Annotated in this window: 15 protein-coding genes and 1 pseudogene; 6 read left to right on the forward strand and 10 right to left on the reverse strand. The window is 65.2% G+C overall.

Going from position 1 to position 17,978, the window contains the following annotated elements; all coding sequences use genetic code 11:
- Nucleotides 1-31 precede the first annotated feature (31 nt).
- From ACFR99_RS08365 to ACFR99_RS08375, 3 genes are all read left to right on the forward strand, one after another.
- Nucleotides 32-562 (forward strand): gluconate 2-dehydrogenase subunit 3 family protein, encoded by a 531-nt coding sequence (locus tag ACFR99_RS08365; protein WP_390286248.1) that lies wholly within the window; start codon nt 32-34, stop codon nt 560-562.
- Nucleotides 559-2,196, forward strand: coding sequence for a GMC family oxidoreductase (locus ACFR99_RS08370; RefSeq protein ID WP_390286250.1), 1,638 nt, complete (start codon nt 559-561; stop codon nt 2,194-2,196). The genes ACFR99_RS08365 and ACFR99_RS08370 overlap by 4 nt, the downstream gene beginning before the upstream one ends.
- A 63-nt stretch (nt 2,197-2,259) precedes the next feature.
- Nucleotides 2,260-3,015 carry a dolichyl-phosphate hexose transferase gene (locus ACFR99_RS08375; protein ID WP_390286252.1) on the forward strand — a complete coding sequence of 252 codons (756 nt, stop codon included), beginning with the start codon at nt 2,260-2,262 and terminating at the stop codon, nt 3,013-3,015.
- Nucleotides 3,016-3,117: 102 nt separating this feature from the next.
- Here the strand turns inward: ACFR99_RS08375 and ACFR99_RS08380 are convergent, their stop codons facing one another.
- From ACFR99_RS08380 to prf1, 7 genes are all read right to left on the reverse strand, one after another.
- Nucleotides 3,118-4,161, reverse strand: a complete 1,044-nt coding sequence (locus ACFR99_RS08380; protein WP_390286254.1) for a pentapeptide repeat-containing protein — start codon at nt 4,159-4,161, stop codon at nt 3,118-3,120.
- Nucleotides 4,162-4,218: 57 nt separating this feature from the next.
- Nucleotides 4,219-6,447: an ArnT family glycosyltransferase gene (locus ACFR99_RS08385; RefSeq protein WP_390286256.1), complete on the reverse strand. Its 2,229-nt coding sequence runs from the start codon at nt 6,445-6,447 to the stop codon at nt 4,219-4,221.
- Between the two features lie 16 nt (nt 6,448-6,463).
- Nucleotides 6,464-7,585, reverse strand: a complete 1,122-nt coding sequence (locus ACFR99_RS08390) for an extracellular solute-binding protein (RefSeq protein WP_390286258.1) — start codon at nt 7,583-7,585, stop codon at nt 6,464-6,466.
- A 25-nt stretch (nt 7,586-7,610) separates the two neighbouring features.
- Complete coding sequence (locus ACFR99_RS08395; RefSeq protein ID WP_390286260.1) at nt 7,611-8,777, reverse strand: alpha-1 4-glucan-protein synthase; 1,167 nt, start codon at nt 8,775-8,777, stop codon at nt 7,611-7,613.
- Nucleotides 8,778-8,784: 7 nt separating this feature from the next.
- Nucleotides 8,785-9,993 (reverse strand): lysylphosphatidylglycerol synthase transmembrane domain-containing protein, encoded by a 1,209-nt coding sequence (locus ACFR99_RS08400; RefSeq protein WP_390286262.1) that lies wholly within the window; start codon nt 9,991-9,993, stop codon nt 8,785-8,787.
- A 112-nt stretch (nt 9,994-10,105) separates the two neighbouring features.
- Nucleotides 10,106-11,035 carry an NAD-dependent epimerase/dehydratase family protein gene (locus tag ACFR99_RS08405; protein ID WP_390286264.1) on the reverse strand — a complete coding sequence of 310 codons (930 nt, stop codon included), beginning with the start codon at nt 11,033-11,035 and terminating at the stop codon, nt 10,106-10,108.
- A 94-nt stretch (nt 11,036-11,129) separates the two neighbouring features.
- Nucleotides 11,130-12,389: a peptide chain release factor aRF-1 gene (gene prf1 / locus ACFR99_RS08410; RefSeq protein WP_390286266.1), complete on the reverse strand. Its 1,260-nt coding sequence runs from the start codon at nt 12,387-12,389 to the stop codon at nt 11,130-11,132.
- 168 nt (nt 12,390-12,557) lie between these two features.
- Between prf1 and minD the strand changes: the two genes are divergently transcribed.
- On the forward strand, nt 12,558-13,409 hold the full coding sequence (gene minD / locus ACFR99_RS08415) for a cell division ATPase MinD (protein ID WP_390286268.1): 852 nt from the start codon (nt 12,558-12,560) through the stop codon (nt 13,407-13,409).
- A gap of 409 nt (nt 13,410-13,818) precedes the next feature.
- Nucleotides 13,819-14,334: a DUF8159 domain-containing protein gene (locus tag ACFR99_RS08420; protein ID WP_390286270.1), complete on the forward strand. Its 516-nt coding sequence runs from the start codon at nt 13,819-13,821 to the stop codon at nt 14,332-14,334.
- A 107-nt stretch (nt 14,335-14,441) separates the two neighbouring features.
- Here ACFR99_RS08420 and argS read toward each other — a convergent pair whose 3' ends face one another.
- The gene (gene argS, locus ACFR99_RS08425) at nt 14,442-16,217 is read right to left on the reverse strand and encodes an arginine--tRNA ligase (protein ID WP_390286272.1); all 1,776 of its coding nucleotides are present in this window, start codon (nt 16,215-16,217) and stop codon (nt 14,442-14,444) included.
- 196 nt (nt 16,218-16,413) lie between these two features.
- Here argS and ACFR99_RS08430 point away from each other — a divergent pair, with 196 nt between their 5' ends.
- Complete coding sequence (locus tag ACFR99_RS08430) at nt 16,414-17,037, forward strand: beta-class carbonic anhydrase (RefSeq protein WP_390286274.1); 624 nt, start codon at nt 16,414-16,416, stop codon at nt 17,035-17,037.
- 70 nt (nt 17,038-17,107) lie between these two features.
- Here ACFR99_RS08430 and ACFR99_RS08435 read toward each other — a convergent pair whose 3' ends face one another.
- Both ACFR99_RS08435 and ACFR99_RS08440 read right to left on the reverse strand, forming a co-directional pair.
- The gene (locus ACFR99_RS08435) at nt 17,108-17,644 is read right to left on the reverse strand and encodes an NUDIX domain-containing protein (protein WP_390286276.1); all 537 of its coding nucleotides are present in this window, start codon (nt 17,642-17,644) and stop codon (nt 17,108-17,110) included.
- Between the two features lie 25 nt (nt 17,645-17,669).
- Nucleotides 17,670-17,978, reverse strand: a pseudogene (locus ACFR99_RS08440) (pyridoxal-phosphate dependent enzyme); the annotation flags it as partial.

A 17,978-nucleotide genomic window follows, 5' to 3' on the forward strand; every position in this document is an offset into this window, starting at 1 on the left:
GTATAAGGATTAGGTTTGCCTAATTTCCGGTATGGAACTCACGCGACGCGATGCACTCGCCGCGCTGGCCGCGCTCGGCGTCGGCGGCGGGACACTGTCGGGCTGTGTAGCTCCCCGGAGCAACACGCCGGCGGCGGACGTCGACGTCGACCGGATCCGGGCGGTGTTGATCGCCGCCGCCGAGGTCGTCTACCCCAGCGAGGTGTCCGGGATCGACGAGTTCGTCACGACCCTCCTCGAGGCCCGACTCGAGGACTCGACTCATGCCACGGGACTCGACGAGACGGCCGCCGAACTCGACGACCACGCCTCGGCGTGGTACGAGAACCGGTTCGCGACACTGTCGGTCGCCGACCGCGATCGGGTGCTCGAGGAAATCGGCGCAGCCGCGGCCGACGAGGATCCCGACGGAACCACCGCCGAACGAGTGCGGTATTACGTCGTCAACGAACTGCTGCTGGCGCTGTACGCCTCGCCGACAGGCGGCGAACTGGTCGGCATCGAGAACCCGCAGGGGCACGCCGGCGGGCTCGCAAGCTATCAACGGGGGCCGACGGCGTGAGCTGGGATCGGCCGCCCGCCGACTCGGCGGGGTCGGTAACTGACGAGGACACCGATCGCACTCCCGTCGGGGACGCCGACGTCTGTGTGATCGGCGCGGGGCCGGCAGGCGGACTCGTCGCGGATCGCCTCGCTGACGCTGGCCACGAGGTCGTCGTGCTCGAGGCCGGGCCACGGTTCGAGTCGGCCGACAGGCTCGCCAGACAGGAGCGGGCGATCCGACCGGCCTACGACCGGCCGGACGTCTGGGACAGCGATCCGGAGCGCGACGCCTACGAGGCGTCGGGGGAGTGGTTCTACCCGCTGAACCACGCTCGATCGAGGGGCGTCGGCGGCTCGACGCTCCACTGGCAGGGGATGGTGATGCGCCTTCACGAGGCCGATTTCAAGTCGGCCAGCGTCCGCGGCGTCGGGACCGACTGGCCGATCGACTATCAGGACCTGCGGTCGTACTACGCCGCCGCGGAGCGAGAACTCGGCGTGGCAGGGGCCGACGACAACCCGTTCGCGCCGCCCCGCGAGGAGCCCCATCCGATGCCTGCCTTTCGGCCGTCCTACAGCGATTCGCTGTTCGCCGAGGCCTGTGACGACCTCGAGATCGCGATGCACTCCGTGCCCAACGCCCGCAACTCGGAGGCCTACGACGGCCGCGGTGCCTGTGTCGGCTACGGCACCTGCCAGCCGGTCTGCCCCTCGGGCGCGAAGTACGACGCCACCGTCCACGTCGAGCGCGCCGAGCGAAAGGGCGCGACGGTGATCGACCGTGCGCCGGTCCAGCGCCTCGAGCATACGGCTGACGCGATCGAGGCAGCCGTCTACGCGACGCCCGACGGCGCGGAGCACCGGCAGGAGGCCGACGCCTTCGTAATCGCCTGCGGCGGCGTTGAGACGCCGCGTCTCCTCTTGCTCTCGGAATCGAGCCACTATCCCGACGGGCTGGCCAACTCCAGTGGCCGCGTCGGCAACTTTTTCATGGATCACCTCTTCGCGGGCACGGGCGGCGTCCTCGACGAACCCACTCGGCAGAACCACGTCGGCTTTCTTACGAGCGAGTCCCACCAGTTCTACGACGAGGCCGACGACGAGTACGCCCCGTTCAAACTCGAGTTCTTCAACTACGACGGCCCCTCGCCTGTGGAGCTGGCACTGACCGGCGACGACTGGGGCGACGACTTGCTCGAGCGCCTGCGCGATAGCTATGGTAACCACATCGGCATGGGCGGACTCGTCGAGCAGCTCCCCCGCGAGGACAGTTACGTCGGGCTCGACCCGTCGACGACCGACGACCACGGCAATCCGGTTCCGGACGTCCACTGGAACGTCGATGAACGGGCGCTGCGAACCATCGAGCGCGTCAACGAGATACAGGAACGGGTTCTCGACGAACTCGGCGCGGAAATCACCTGGCAGGTCGGCCCCGAGAACACGGGTCCGGCGTATCACCACATGGGAACGACCCGGATGGGCGACGATCCCGCTGAAAGCGTCGTCGGGCCCGACCTTCGGACTCACGACCTCGAGAACTGCTGGATCGCCTCGAGCAGCGTCTTTCCCACCGGTGGGGCGATGAACCCGACGCTGACGATCGCGGCGCTGGCGCTGAAGGCCGCGGATCACGTACGCAAGCAACTGTAGCCACCGCCACAGTATTTTAGGCAAACCTAAAAGTATAAATGCGACCGGCGGCGAGTACCGCCAATGAGTACCGGGGAGCAGCCCGAGATGACGGATGGAACCGACGACGCCGACGATCGGTACACCTTCGACGACGTCAGCGTCGTCATGGGAACGTACAACGAAGAGGAAGCGATCGGCAAAGTGCTCGCGGACATCGACGAGGTCACCGACGGCAAGGCCGAGGTCGTCTGCGTCGACGGCTCGTCCGACCGGACGCCCGAAATCGCTCGCGAGCACGGCGCGACGGTGATCGAACAGCAGCCGCAAGGGTACGGCGTCGCCGTCCACGCGGCGATCACGGAACCCGATCGGCCGATCGTCGTCACCACTGACTGCGACGACACCTATCCGATGGAGCAACTGCCGGAGTTCCTCGCGTTGATCAACCAGGGGTACGACGTCGTCAGCGGCGACCGGCTCTACCACGGTGCCGACGCGATGCCGGCGTTCAACCGCTTCGGGAATCACGCCTTCGCCGCGGTCGCGAGCCTCCTGATGGGGACCCGCGTCCACGACACCACGACCGGGATGCGCGCCTACCGACGCGAGGTCATCGAGTCGATCGAGTGGACGGAAAACACCGGTCTCTCGGCCGAACTCCTGATCCGGCCGCTGATGCGAGGTTACGACATTCGCGAACATCCCATCGAGTACCGCGAACGCGCCGGCGAGACGAAGCTTGATCCGTTGCAAGGCGGTGTCGAGATCGCCAGGTCGATCGTCAAAGTCTCGCTCGAGGAACGGCTCCGAGAGCTACCACACGAGCCGACACAGTAAGCGACAGGTCGAGTGCTGACGGTTTCGTTCGATCGAATATGCTGTCCACGATTCTCGAGTGACGGCCTCGAGGAGCGTTCGGATAGCTGTGTTCGACGGCGATCAATACCGAACGCTGCGCGTGAGGACGAAGACCAGTAGCGCCATCAGCAGCGAGCCGAGCAGGGTTTCGATGCTGGCGATGGCGCGAGCGATCCCCGCGACCGGCTGGATGTCGCCGTAGCCGAGCGTGGCGAAGGTGATGATGCTAAAGTAGAGGCTCTTGAGGAACGCTCGAGCGAGAACGGGACCTGGCGTCTCGGCGGGGTTTTCGATCTGGTACGTGACCGTAGCCTCGCTCCCGACCTCCTGAATGCCGCCAGTCAGGGGGTACAGTCCCGCACAGACGAGGATCAGGACCAGCGATGTCGTGACGACGCGCCACGGACTCGTCCCGTAGCACATGACCCAGCGCGAGCCGGCGAGCGTGATCGCCTGTCGGTAGTCCCCGTTCTGCCAGGCCCGCCGTCGCCGAAAGTCCATCTCGCGAAAGTAATAGGCGTGTACCCGCTCCGGGAACGCGTTCTCGTCGTAGAGTCGCTGTAACTCTCGGTAGACCCACTGTGCGGATTCGGCTCGTTCCGTCAGCTCGTCGGGCGACGACCGCTGGTCTATCTCGGCCTCGTAGACCGTTCGCTCCCCGAACGCCGTCTCAAGGTTGATTCGGATGTCGGTCAGCCCAGCGCGGTAGAGCCGTGCACCCCGAAAGTCGGCGCTCCGGAGATCGGCGAAGACGAACACCGCGTCGTGGAGGTTAGTATCGCGGAACGACGTCCCGTGGGCGTCGACGTCTCGGAACGTGGCTCGACGGAGGTCCGCCTCGGAGAGATCGGCGTTGTCGAGGACTGCGTCCGTGAAATCGGCTTCGACGAGCGATTGTCCCGCCAGAAACGACGTGTCGCTTAGCCTCGCTCCGGTGAAATCGGCACCGTCGAGCCGTTCGCTCGGCTCCGGTGCATGTTGCTCGTAGACCGACGTCGGAACGACAATCTCGGCGTGCCAGAGACAGCGATCGGTCTCCTCCCATGTGGGCCGCCAGCAACAGACCGCTCCGGCGTCCTCGACTCCGCTGCTGTTTGTGATGTGGCCACACCGCTTCTCGGTCATGGGTGTGGTGGGTGGAGACGGCTCCTAACGCTGGTGCCTGAAATACGTCCCTGTCGCTTACTGACTCGCGGCCGGTGCGGACGGGTCGCGGTCCTCGGCCGCGAGGCGTGTCTCGAGGTATTCCCACTCGTCGTAGAGGGCCGGCCGATCGGGGAGGTAAGTCCCTTCGGTCCCGCAATCGGAGACGAGGAGACAGCCGGTTCGCTCGGGCGGCCAGATCACCTCGAGACGGCCGTCGACGGTGCGAACGGGGAACGCCTCGCGATAGGTGTACGTCGCACCTTCAGACTGGACCAGCGTGATCGACAGTTCGATCTCGTCGGCGTCGTCTATGGCGACCGTGTCGTTGGTCGCGCCGGGGAGGCGTGCGACGCCGCCGGTCTCGTTGGCCATGAGTCCCCAGTCGACCGTGATCTCGTCGTCGGGATCGCTGATCTCGTAGCTCGTCTCGGCGTCGTCGGTCTCGAGGCGGACGACGGCCCGTTCGACCTGATCGGCGACGCCGACGACGGTCTCACCCGTAAACGACGCGCCATCGCGGACCGTCAGCGGTTGCAGCGCCGGGACGATGGGATCGCCGGGTTCGGGCGTCCACTCGCCGCGGTAGGTGTAACGGTAGTAGTCCCGCTCGGGATAGGCCTCGAGAACTTCGAAATCCCGCTCGGGCGGCCCGTCGAGGGCGTAGACGACATCGCCGTCGAAGTCGGGATCGTTCCGCAACGCCTGGAAGGGATGTCCCTGCCACTGGCCGTATGGCGTCGGCAGGAAGACGACCGCGTTCTCGAGGTCGCGGTCCTCGAACGGTTCGTACGCGGACTCGAAGCGCTCCGTGTGGGCGGCATTGCGTTCGATCGGCGTCGAGACGAGCGCGGCGTTGCCGACGCCGACGACGAGACCGGTCACGACGAGAATCGAAAGCGCGAGCGCGCGCGCCGTCCGCGGCGACGCCAGCGCTGCGAGCCGGCCGCGAGCGACACTGGCGCGGAGCCGCCGCCAGCCGGTGACGAACCCGACCGCGGCGAAGATCGACAGCGGGACGAGGAGATCGAAGTGATAGAACGGCCCGAACTGCGCGATCAGTCCGGTCGTGGGATCGGCCCCGGCGAGGAGGTTGAAGGTGCCCCAGAACGGGACGTTCCCCGCGGGGACGGTGACGAGCACGCCAGCGAGAAGCAGACCCACCGTCCGATCGACGGTGTATTGGCCACCAGCACCGTCGGTTTCGGCGCTCGTCCCGTCGGCTCGAGCCGAACGGGGGCTGTGTCCCCGGCGGACCCATTCCCGGATCGCCACGCCGAGTCCTGCGAGCGCGGCGGCCGTTCCGATCGGCCCGGCCGTGAACCAGCGGGTCCAGAAGTACTCGAGCACGTAGGCGTTGGTCTCGAGAGCGAGCGCCGGCGTGTACTCGATGGCGTGGTTTTCGATTTGCCGATAGCCGAAGCCGGGGCCGTCCAGCGGTGCGAACGCTTGATAGGGGAAGACGAGCGGGGAGCCGGTCAGCCGCGCGTTGTACGCGAGCGTGACGCCGACGAACGCGAGCCCGATCGCAGCGGTGAGCACGTTTCGCCGGATCGCACCGGGAAGCGGTCTGAGCGCTCGGTCCGGAGTCGCCGCTCGCGTTCGAATCGCTCGCAGGACCGTCCACAACGCGTGACCGATAAACGGCGCGGCAAAGAGGACGGCGGTGTACGGCCGGGCGAAGAACGCGAGGCCGACCGCGACTCCCGCAAGCCCGGCGTCCCGCAATCGGCCGGATCTCACCCCGCGGAGGTAACAGACCGCGAAAGCGAGGTTCAGCAGGGTCGTCGGGGCGTAGGGCAGAAACACCGACGTGGTCACGAGCGCGAGCGGCGACGCGGCGAAGACGACCGCGGCGACGACGCCGACCCGTCGATCGACGGCCATCGATCCGAGGACGTAGATCAGCGCCGCATTGCCGGCCGCGACGGCTGCGAGGGTGACCCGCGGCTCCCCGAACAGTGCCATGGAGACCGCGTACATCGCCGCCGGAACCGGCGTGTACTTCGGGTAGAGCCGACTGCCGTCTTCGATGAAAAACCACGGGCGGAACGCGTCGACGAGGTCTCCGGCGTGGAGTTCGAGCTGTCCCTCGAGCAACATGGCGGCCTGCAGGAGGTAGACGGCCTCGTCGTCGTTGCTCGAGTGATACGGAAACAGCTGCGTCGCGAGGAGCCAGACCGCGAGCCCGGCGAGGAGAACGACGACCAGCGCGTACTGATGTTCGCGTCGGAGGGACGCGATCGACGAGCGGAGCTGACGGAACACGAGAACGACCGACCGATCAGATGTCGATCCCGTCGACGCTGCGCATGAAGTCGACGGTGCCTTCGACGTTGGACAGCTCTGACAGATCGATATCCGGGACGTTCAGCTCATCGATCGTCGGCAACCCGCCGAACGGTTCGACGCCTTCGATCATCGGGTATTCGAACGTATCAACCGCGAAGAACTCCTGGGCCTCCGCCGAGAGCAGGTGGCGGATGAAGTTCTCGGCGAGTTCGGGGTCCTCCGCGGAGTCGAGGACAGTCGCACCGGCGACGTCGAAGACCGAGCCGGCGTCGCCCTCGGTGAACTTCGTGGCGATCGATGGATCGCTGTCGCCGTCGATGATCCGCTGGATGTAGTAGTGGTTCGTGAAGCCGGCGTCGATCTCGCCGTCGTTGACGGCGTGACAGACCGCCTGCTCGTCCTGGTAGCTCCTGATCCCCGAGTCGACGACGCCCTCGAGCCAGGCGCGGGTAGCGTCATCGCCCTCGAGCTGGCGCATCGCGGCGACGAACGACTGGCAAGAGCCGTAGGAGGGAGCCCAGCCGAGATCGCCGCCGAAATCGGTCGCGTAGGCGTCGATGCTGCTCGGCAGGTCGCCCTCCGAGTAGGCGTCGGTGTTGTACGGGACCGTCCGTGCGCGGCCCGAGATCCCGATCCAGTCGTTGGTCCGGAAGTCCGAGCTGACGACTCCCTTGAGATCGTCCGAGAGTCCGTGGGTCAGGCCGTCGTCCGCGAGCGCACTGAGCGCGGCGGCGTCAACCGTATAGAAGATGTCGGGACGCGTTGACGGCCCTTCCTCGTTGATCGCGTTGACGAGGTCCGAAGAGCCGTCGTATCGAACGTTGAGAGTTAAACCGTCGTAGTAGTCCTCGAGTCCGTCGACGATTGGACCGACGAGGAACTCGTTGCGGCCGGAGTAGAGTTCGAGTTCGCCCTCGAGGGCGGGGAGGTCCTCGATCGACGTGCCACCTGGCTCGGATCGGCCCTCGCGTCCCGAGCCGAACTGTCCGAACGGGCTCGATTCTTCGTCTTCACTGCCAATCAGTCCCAGACAGCCGGCCATGCTGGCCATCCCGAGTGCGGCCGAACTGGCGAGAAACGCCCGTCGACCCGTCGAATCGTGTTGCTTTGTCATGTGTTTTAGGCTGACCTAAATGCACTTATAGGCGTCGATTCCCCACCACGGCCGTGGGTCGCTCGAGTGCGGACAGACACTCGAGCCACTCGAGCATGTACTCGCCGACGTAGTTGAAGAACGCACCGTTGTTGTAGTCGGACCAGTCGCCGTCGGCGAGTTCCTGGGCCATTGCCTCGAAGACATCGGCGTAGGAGTCGGCGTCTGCGCCCGCCTCGTCAATTACCTGCCAGAGGTGTTCGTTGAGCTCGAGGCCCGGCACTTCGTTGTTTAAGTCGTCGAAGGTGCTGCGCGGGGCCTTGTTGTGTTCACAGAGTGGCGCACCGTTGTAGATGCGCTTGCCGAGCACGTCGCAGGCGCGCTTGAGGAAGACGCCCGACCAGATGTCGTCGAACCGGCCCACGTCCCACTCGTTGTCGTCCATCGGCAGCTGGTAGAACGCGGGGATCACCTCGCGCCGGAAGGCGAGGTTCATCGAGCAGACGGTGAGGTAGTTGCCCCGCGCTGCGACGAAGTCGTCGCCGAAGTCCTCGCGCGTGGTGCGGGTCTGGGCCTGCCCCTCGAGGTCGCCGTCCATCAGGATGCGGACGGCGTCGAGGTCGGGGACGTTGGTCCACAGGCCCTGCGAGGCGACGACTTCGCCGCCGCCGATCTCGGTCGTGTCGGTCTCGACGGTCTCACCCATCGCCGAGTAGGGATAGCCCCGTGGGTAGAGGCCGTGTTCGTCGGCGTTCTGGTAGAGGACGTTGACCCACTGCTCGTCGGAGGCGACTTCCTCGATTTCGCCCGCAAAGGCGAGGTTCTCCATGTGCGTGCCGAAGAAGTCCTCGTCGTCGTGAGGGAGTGTATCGTCGTCGATGAAGAAGCCGTAGTCGAACTCGTCGTGGGCCCACATGTAGAGCAGCCCGAAACTCGTCTCGGCGTGGCTGGCCGCCGGCACGACGTGGCTGTACTCGGCGACGCCATGATCTTCGTACCACTCCTCGCGACGGCTCCCGTCGAAGACCTCGCCGGAAACGTCTTCTTCCTCGAGCATCGCTTCCATTGCGTCGGTCTCACAGAAATCCTCGGTGACGAGCACGACGTGCAGCCGCGAGAGGTCGAAGCCGTGCTCGCGGGCGTTCTCGAAGTACGAGCGCATGCACTCGTATTCCCGGATCGTCGGTACGATGACACAGATGTCCTGACTCATTGCCACACTATCTTTTAGGCTCGCCTAAAACACTACCGGTTTCTCGCGTCGCCTCCGACCCCGTCGTCGCGTCCGACAGCGACAGTCCGAGCCAGGCGACCGCGCCCGTCCCGCCGAGCAGCGTCACGCCGTTTTTCAGCGCGTGATCGACGATCGCAGCGGCCAGGGCCACGCTCGCGCCGACGGGCGTCAACCCGACCACGAGCGCGGTAAACGCCGCCTCGTAGAGCCCGACGCCGCCCTGTGAGAGCGGCAACACCTTCGCGAGGTTGCCCACGCTGACCGCCAGCGTCCCGACCGAGAGTACTGTCCCGATCGGGAGCCCGCTGTCCAGCGCTGCGAGGACGAGCACCGCTGTGAGCACGTCGAGCGACCACACCAACAGACTCCCAGCCCCGATCGCGGCCAGCGCGCGCGGCTGGCGGACGACGACTTGTACGTCGCTTGCGAACTGGACTGCGGCCTCGAGTGCCCCCTCGAGCCACGGTCGCCCCTGCCCCTGTGCCCGGAGCCACGCGCCGAGCCCGTGGTCGGCCCGCGCGGACGTGACGACGACGGCACCGACGCCGACGGTCGCCGTACTCACGGCTGCCGCGGCCAGCAGGGCGGTCCGTGCGCCGCCGGCCTCGGCGACGAGTTCGAGCGGGCCGGTATCACCGCCGATCGCGAGCCACGCCGTCGCCAGCACCGCGAGCGTCGCGATCGTCGCCAGATCGAACAGCCGCTCGACGGTCAGCGAGGCGACCCCGGCGGCGTAGGACACCCCTCGCTGGCGTTTCATCACGTACGCACGCACCGCGTCACCCGCCCGAGCCGGGATCGCGAGGTTAGCCGTCTGGCTGACGAAGACGGCGACCGTCGCAACGGCGGTCCCACTGCGATGATCCATCGCCGCGAGCACATCGTCGTACCGTCGCCCGCGAAGCGGCCACGAGACGACGTAGACGACGACTGCAGCCCCGAGGACGACCGGATCGGCACTCGAGATCTCGGCGGTGATAGTCCGGATATCGAGTTCCCGGACGGCGACGAACAGCCCGGCCAATACGAGAACCGTCCCAGCGATCGTCAGGCGGCGACGAGTCAGCAACGCGGCACGCCCGCTGCGGTCCGATCCACTGTCACCGGTCCCGAGCGTTGGCTCGCCGTCGCCGTTCCTCGAGCTCGTCTCGGCATCGGCAGCCTGTGAGCCCGACCGCTCGCCCCCATCGTTCATGCACGAGTCCTTCGAGTCCAGATATTTAAGCCCACCTAAAACACGTGCGGACGGGATCGCTAGTCGCTCTCGAGGTCGTTTCTGAAGAAGGAAACTGTCCCAATCCTTGCGCTCAGCGTAGTTCGTCGATGAGCTCGCGGGTCGACCGGCGTACCGCTTCGTCGCTCGAGAGCTGTGGCTCCCAGCCAAGCGCCGAGAGCTTCTCGATCGAGAGACGCATCTTCGGGACGTCACCGGTCCAGCCCCGTTCGCCGCCGGTGTACTCGAACTCGGGCTCGAGTCCCAGCTCGTCGGCGACGATCGCGGCGATTCGGTCGACCGAGGTCGTCGTCCGCGTCCCGAGGTTGTAGGTGTTCATCGCATCGTCGGCGTTGTCGACGACATGGAGCATCGCATCCAGACAGTCCTCGATGTGCAGGTAGGATTTCTCCTGGCGGCCGTTTCCGAGGATCGTCAACGTCTCGGGATCGGCCAGCAGTTTTTCGATGAAGTCGGGGATCACCGCGCCGCGCAGGCGCGGGCCGACGACGTTCGCAAAGCGGAAGTTCCAGACCGTCAGATCGTGGCTGTGGGCCCGTGCCGAGAGCAGTCCCTCGTCGGCCAGTTTGCTCGCGCCGTAGGCGCTGATCGGCTCGAGGGGCGCGTAATCTTCGGGCGTCGGCCGCGGCGCTTCGCCGTAGACCGTCGAGGAAGAGGTGTAGGCGATCTCGGTCACGCCGGCGTCGGCCATCGCCTCGAGGATGTTGCGGGTCATCCGCGTGTTGTCGTCGAACTGGCCGTGTGGTCGGTCGGTGTCGACGTGTTTCGACGCCGCGAGGTGGAAGACGAGGTCGATGTCCTCGAGTTGCCCTTCGAGGGCATCGGGCTCGGTGAGGTCGGCCTCGAGGAAGTCGGCTCCGTCAGGGATGCGATCGCGGTCGCCGTTCGAGAGGTCGTCGACGACGGTCACGGCTGCGCCGTCGGCGAGCAGGCGCTCGGTCAGGTGTGACCCGATGAATCCGGCACCGCCCGTGACGAGCACGCGTCGGCTCGAGAGAGACATGGTCGATGGTTTGCCGACGGGGTGTTAATCCTGTTGGGTTTCGTCAGCGAGCAGGTGACGCTCGTGACCGATAGAGAACGGAGGGTACTGGAGCTTACACGCCGGTCGAGTAGCGAAGAATGCCGGCGAAGCCGCCGAAGGCGTTGTAGAGCTGTTCGCCCTTCTCGAAGTCCGTCGAGATGAACTTCGTCTCGGTACCGCGCTGTTCGGCGATCTCGATGAGGTGGTCGATGGCGTCCTCGCGGTCCTCGTCGGTCGCCTCGACCTCGGTGCCACACTCGCTGCAGGTGTGATCGGGCGTCGACTTGCGCCGATCGATCACCTCGCGGTCGGTGTTGCCACACTCGGGACACTCGTAGCTAATAACGTCCTTCCGGAGGTCCTCACTGATCAGCAGTCGGTCGACCGCGCCCATCATCAGGTTCTTGCGTGTCTGCTCGAACCCGTATGTCGCGAGGTCGCCGGCGTTGAGTTCCTCGAAGAACTCCTCCATCTGCTGTTTATCCTTCATCACCTCGGCGTCGGCCAGGGCGTCCTCGGCGTTGTCGACGAGGTCTTTCAGGCCGGACTCGTCGGTGTAGGCGACGTCGAACTTCCCGATGACGTTGTCCTGAATCTCGTGGTGGAGGTAATCGCCGTCCAGGAACTCGTCTTTGGTCGGCGAGGGACCGCCGACGAGGATGCCGTCGAGTTCGTGGCGCTTGGGGACGAACAGGTCGTTTGCCATCCCCGCGACCTCCTGATAGAAGTTGTCGATGGCCTCGAGGCGCAGGCGGGCGAATCGCTGAGCGGACTGGCCACCTTTGCGCTGCTTGCCGGGGACCAGCGAGGAGGCTGACTTGACCGGTTCGATGCGTTTGCCTTTCAGCCAGCCGACGTTAGCCTCGCGGCGGTCGAGAACGATGAGGCCGTACAGCCCCTTGTCGGCGAGCATCTCCTCGAGCGGTTCGGTGAGAAACTCCGAGTCGCAGTGATACCGGAACGATTCGACGGGCTGGGGCGGACTCTCTAAGACCTTCGTGACCATATCGGTGCGGCCGCCGCCGGAGTCGACGGCACCCGAAAACAGCACCATGCCGTTTTCCGGCGGGTAGGTGTCGTAGTATCGCAGCCGGTCTTTGATGCTGGTCAGTGCGTCCTGGACGGCCGTCCGGGTCTGTTTGGACTTGATGTTGGCCGCTTCGCTGTGTTCCTGCGTGACGTGCTGGACGACGTCACTGATCTGTCTGTCCTCTGGAACGTAGATCGTTACGAGCTGCGTTCCGGAGCCGTCATAATCCTTGAGATCCTCGAGAACCTTCCGGAACTCGTATTTCTTCCGGTCGGATTGCTCCTGCTCGCCCTCCTGGCTCATTACCCGTATAAAACAGTGCTGTGGGTAAGAATCCTTTGACACACCTGCCGACCGACACCGAGTGGCGGTCCTGCAGTCGGCATCGTCGTGTCGGACTCGTGTAACGACGTGGGAGGTGTGGTCACGATTTAAGGTGGTGCCGTTCTAGGATCCGAACAGTATCCGACTATGTCTAATGAGACGGTCTACGCCATCGCGAGCGGAAAGGGCGGCGTCGGGAAGACGACGACGACGGTGAACCTCGGGACGGCCCTCGCGGAGGCCGGCGAGCGCGTTGCCATCGTCGACACCGATCTCGGCATGGCGAACCTCGCCGGTTTCGTCAGCCTCTCTCCCGACTCGACCACCCTCCACGACGTGTTAGCCGGCGCTGCATCGACCGACGACGCGACGTACCAACTGGCGGACAACATCGTCGCCATCCCGAGTGGCACGAGCCTCGACGACTACGCTGAAACATCGCCTGAGGGGCTGCGCGAGGTCGTCGACGATCTCCGCTCGCAGTTCGACTACGTCTTTCTCGACGTCGGGGCCGGCATCAGCCACGAGACAGTCCTGCCGCTGGGGCTGGCCGACGCCGTCGTCCTCGTCTCGACGCCCGAACCTGCTGCTGTCCACGACACGACAAAAACGATCGAACTGACCGAACGGTCCGGCGGCGATGTCGCCGGCCTGGTCTTGACCCGCACGCGAGCGGAGAGCGACATCTCCCACGACGATCTCGCCGACCGCCTCGAGGTCCCGCTTCTCGGGACGATCCCCGAAGACGCTGCGGCCCGCGAGAGCGTCTATGCCGGGACGCCACTGGTCGTCTACGACCCCGACGGCCCCGCCGCGGTTGCCTACCGACAGCTCGCGGCCGAGCTGACCGGCGTCGCGATTCCGACCCCAGATGCGAGCGACAGCGAGGAGCGGGTCGGCGGTGCCAGCGGAACCGAGTCGGACGACAGCGACGACGGGCGGGAGGCAGCACACGACGATGTCTCGAGTGCGATCACGGAGGCCGAGTCCGACCACTGATACGGACACCTCTCAGTGGGTTCCGGCGCACCCGCGACCTGTTCTGCGGGTGTGCCAGTAAACAGTGGTAGCAGACCGTATGAGACGATCTCGGCGACGCTGTGTCATGACCATCTTGGAAAGGGACTGACCGTGTTCGGTAAGCAGATATTTCCATCAACGATTCGCCGCTCGTCACAACCGTTTCTATCGAATGACGTGATTACCCCCGACTTGTGACCGTCAGGACCGGGAGACCGTCATCTCTAGTATTCAGTCCGATTCAATACGGACGACGGCAGTTTCGGACGTGTTTGGCAGTCGTTTCCTGTTCCGTTTCAGTGCTCGGCTCCGGACGAAACTATCGGTCGCGACGACAGAAACGGTAACGAACTGATTACTAATCATGACTGTCATCGATGGCTCGCCCATGGAGCGACGAAAGATCCTCCTCGGCAGTGGCGCAGCGCTCGCAACCGTGCTTGCGGGATGTTCCAGTGACGAGACTGGCTCCGATTCCAACAACGACGACGACGAACCGCTCAACGATACCAACGGAGACAACGGTGACGGTGACGATTCCGACGACGCCGACGTTCCGGGGCTCGACCGCGACAAGCTCGAGCTCGACAGCGAGAAAATCTCGATCGAAGAGGTCAACAAAGACGGTGACACGGTCGACATCGTCGCGACGACCACCACGACCGATCCCGAGACGCTGGCCGCAGAACTCCAGTCGCTCGGGGAAACCGTTGCCGCGGCGATCACGGATCCCGAAGCGTTCAAAGCCGAGATCAACAGCGTCACCTGGGTGCTCGAGAACGACGGCGCGATGGTGATGTCGTTCTACATCGACGTGCAGTGGGCGATCGCGTACATCAACGACGAGATGAGCGAGGACGAGTTCGTTCAGACGGTCCTCGATACCGCCGACGAGACGCAGTAAGGACGATCGTGGCGACGATGGCGGCGTTGTTCTTTTGAGCGTAACGACGATCAGCCGTGTGATCGACCGTCGGTACGGACTCGATCACGACAGCGATCGCCGACCGCTCACATCGACCGCGGCGCGGCCACGCCCAGAATCGACAGGGCGTTCGCGACCGCGTGTTTCGAGGCTGCAACCAGCGCCAGGCGCGCCTCGCGAACGTCGGCGTCGACGTCGTCGGCAAGCACCGGACACTCCCGGTAGAAGGCGTTGAACCGGTCGGCGAACTCGCGGGTGTAGGTCGCGATCTGATGGGGCTCTAAGTCGTCGGCCGCCTCGTCGACGACCGCCGGGAACCGCGCGATCGTCTCGAGGAGGTCCCGCTCGGCCTCGGTTGCGAGCAGGTCGGCGTCGACGGCAGTCTCGACGTCATCCATACCCGTTTCGGGGTCGATTCCCGCTTCCTCGAGGATGCCACAGCAGCGTGCGTGGACGTACTGGACGTACGGCGCGGACTGGGCCTCGAAGTCGAGCGCGCGGTCCCACTCGAAGGTGATAGCTTTTGTCGGCTGCTTGGAGACGATGTCGTAGCGGACTGCCCCGATCCCGACCTGATGAGCGATGCGCTCGATGTCGTCCTCGTCTAAGTCGTCGTCACGGATCCGGTCGTCGAGCCGGTCCTCGACCTCGTCGCGAGCGCGGTCGATCGCCTCGTCGAGCAGGTCGTCGAGATCGACGCCGGTCCCACGGCGGGTACTCATTTTCCCTTCGGGGAGGTTGACGTAGGAGTACAGCACCTGCTGGAGGACGTCGGTGTCGTTGTCCAGCAACTCGAGCGTGGTGCGAAGCTGCTTGGCCTGCAGTTTGTGGTCCTCGCCGAGCACCGTCACAGCGCTATCGTAGTTGTCGAACTTCCACTCGTGGTGAGCCAGGTCGCGGGTCGCGTACAGCGAGGTGCCGTCCGAGCGCAGGAAGACGAGGTTCTTGTCGATGCCGTGGTCGTCGAGTTCGAGCTGCCAGGCGTCTTCCTCGTAGACGGCCTCGTCGAGTTCCTTGAGCCGCGAGACGAGGTCGTCGGTGTCGCCGTTGCGCATGAACCGCGTTTCCTTGACGAACTCGTCGAACTCGGCGGGCAGGCGCGCGAGACACTCCGTCATCCCGCCGAGGACCTGATCGACGACCTCGCTGACGCGCTCGTAGGCCTCGTCGTCGCCTTCCTCGAGCCCCTGCATGATCGACTCGATCTCGGCTTCGGCCGCCTCGACCTCCTCGGCGGCGTTCTCGAGGTAGGCGTTGCCCTTGCGGTAGTACCGGACGAGGTCGTACTCGATGCGGTCGCGTTCGGGTTCGCTCTCTAGATCCTCCTCGTCGAAGGTTTCGTAGGCCCAGGTGAAGACGGCCATCTGTCGACCGGCGTCGTTGACGTAGTAGTGGCGGTCGACGTCGTAACCGGCGAAATCCAGGAGATTACAGATCGCGTCGCCGATGATCGGGTTCCGTGCGCGACCGACGTGGACGGGTCCCGTCGGGTTCGCGCTCGTGTGCTCGACGACGACCGATTCCTCGCGGTCCGACAAGGTACCGTAGTCGTCGTCGGTCGCGTCGGCGAGGGTGTCAGCGAGGTACGCGTCGCTCGGCAGGAAGTTGAGATACGGCCCCTGCGTCTGGATCTCGGCGACGTAGGTCAACTCGTCGGCGTCGATCTCGGCCGCGATCTGGCCGGCGACCTGCGGCGGCGCTGCGCCAGCCTCGCCAGCGAGCCGGAACGCCACGCTCGAGGCGAGGACGCTGTCGACGTCGTCCGGCGGTTCTTCGAGGCCCAGATCGTCCGTCGGGAAGTCGAGTGCGGAAAGCGCCCCCTCGAGGGCGTCCTCGACCTCCGCGCGTAGGGAGAGGAACATACCCGCCCGTATTCAGGGCTCGAGTAAAGGAATGTCGGGTTTCGTCTCGAGGACGGGAGTCGGGATAGCTCCGGAGACAGGTCGGATGGTTCTGTTGTTTATTTTCGTGACCTCTAGCGGGTTCGACCGTCATAGATGCTGGCGGTGGTTGCCGTAACGCCAATCATAATTTGTGCCATAGTATAGCATACCACATATGGCGAGACCAACTGACCAATCCGAGCCGGAAGCCGGACACGTGTTCGAGCGGGTCGACGAACACGTCGAGCAGCGAGATGACTGGGCGCGCCGCCGCCGGAAAGACATCCCAACCGACAAGCACCTCCTCGTCATCGCATGTATGGACGAACGGATTCCCGTCGAAGACGCACTCGACATTTCCTTGGGTGACGCCCACATCTTTCGAAACGCCGGCGGCAAGGTAACCGACGATGTTATCCGCAGCGCCGCATTGAGTACGAACTTCTTCGACACGACGGAAATCATCGTCGTCAATCACACGGATTGCGGGATGATGAGCGCACCAGACGAGGCCATCGTCGACGGACTCGAGGCCGTCGCTGGCGGTAGCCTCGACGATGTCGATCTCAATCCTGCACTCCCCAGTTTAGAGATCGGCGACGCCTCGATCGCCGAGTGGGTCTCTATGACCGACGACATCGACGAGGCGTGTCAGGCCCAAATCGACTATCTCGAGGCCCACCCGCTCGTCCCCGACGAGGTCACCGTCCACGGCTACATCTACGAAGTCGAAAGCGACGCCCTCCGTCGCCCTGGCGAACGGGTTTCCGAGGAGATCAATACGCGGGGTTCAGAGTAGGACAGCCTCCCCGTCGATTTCTGTCCCCGCCTGTTTCTGAATCCAGCCGAACGAAGAACCGTCGCCGACGTCACTCGAGCAACGCCGCGGCCTCCCGAAACCGCTCGTAATGGACCGGCCGGAAGGTCTCGCCGGAGGCGTCGAACGCCGCCGGCGTCCAGAATCGGGCGTCCGTGGCGTCGCTGCCCGCGATCGGCTCGCCGTCGGCGTCGGCCCAGTTGGCCACGTAGTGGACCGTCACGACGTGTTTGCCCGATCGCGGCGGCATCGCCGACGCGGCCAGGATCTCGAGATCGTCGGGATCGACGGCGATGCCGGTCTCCTCTTCGAGTTCGCGGGCGGCCGCTTCGGGTGGCTCCTCGCCGGTCTCGATGTGGCCGCCGGGGATCGTCCACTCGCCGACGCCCGGGGGAACGCCGCGTTCGACACAGAGCACGGCCGGGTCGGGCCGGTCGCGGTCGACGACCGCGACACCGGCACACGGCACGGGATTGTGCCAGACGATCGCCTCACAATGCGGACAGCGCATGCGCTCGCGGTCGTCGGCTATCGTCGACTCGAGGCGGCTTCCACAGTCGGGACAGAACGTCGGCGGTCGGCTGACCATCTATGAACTCGTCAGCACTGACGGATCATAGGGTTTTCAATCCGCTGCCGGTCAGCGGGACGACGACGTCGGCGTCTTCGTCGAGGATGCCGCGCTCGCGGTAGCGCTCGAGGGCCGCCGGCGCGACCGCACAGGTCGGCTCGACGTAGAACCCGTTACGGTGGAGGCGATCCAGCGCGCTCTCGATCGGATCGTCGCCGAGTGCGATCGCGTCGCCGCCGGTCGCCTCGATGGCCTCGAGGATCTGGGTGCCGCGTGCGGGTTCGGTGATCTGGATGCCATCCGCGATGGTCGTGCGGTCGCCGTCGTCGTCGGTCGTCTCGCCGCCGAGGGC

It is taken from the genome of Haloarchaeobius amylolyticus, assembly GCF_042678045.1.
Lineage (GTDB): Archaea > Halobacteriota > Halobacteria > Halobacteriales > Natrialbaceae > Natrinema > Natrinema amylolyticus_A.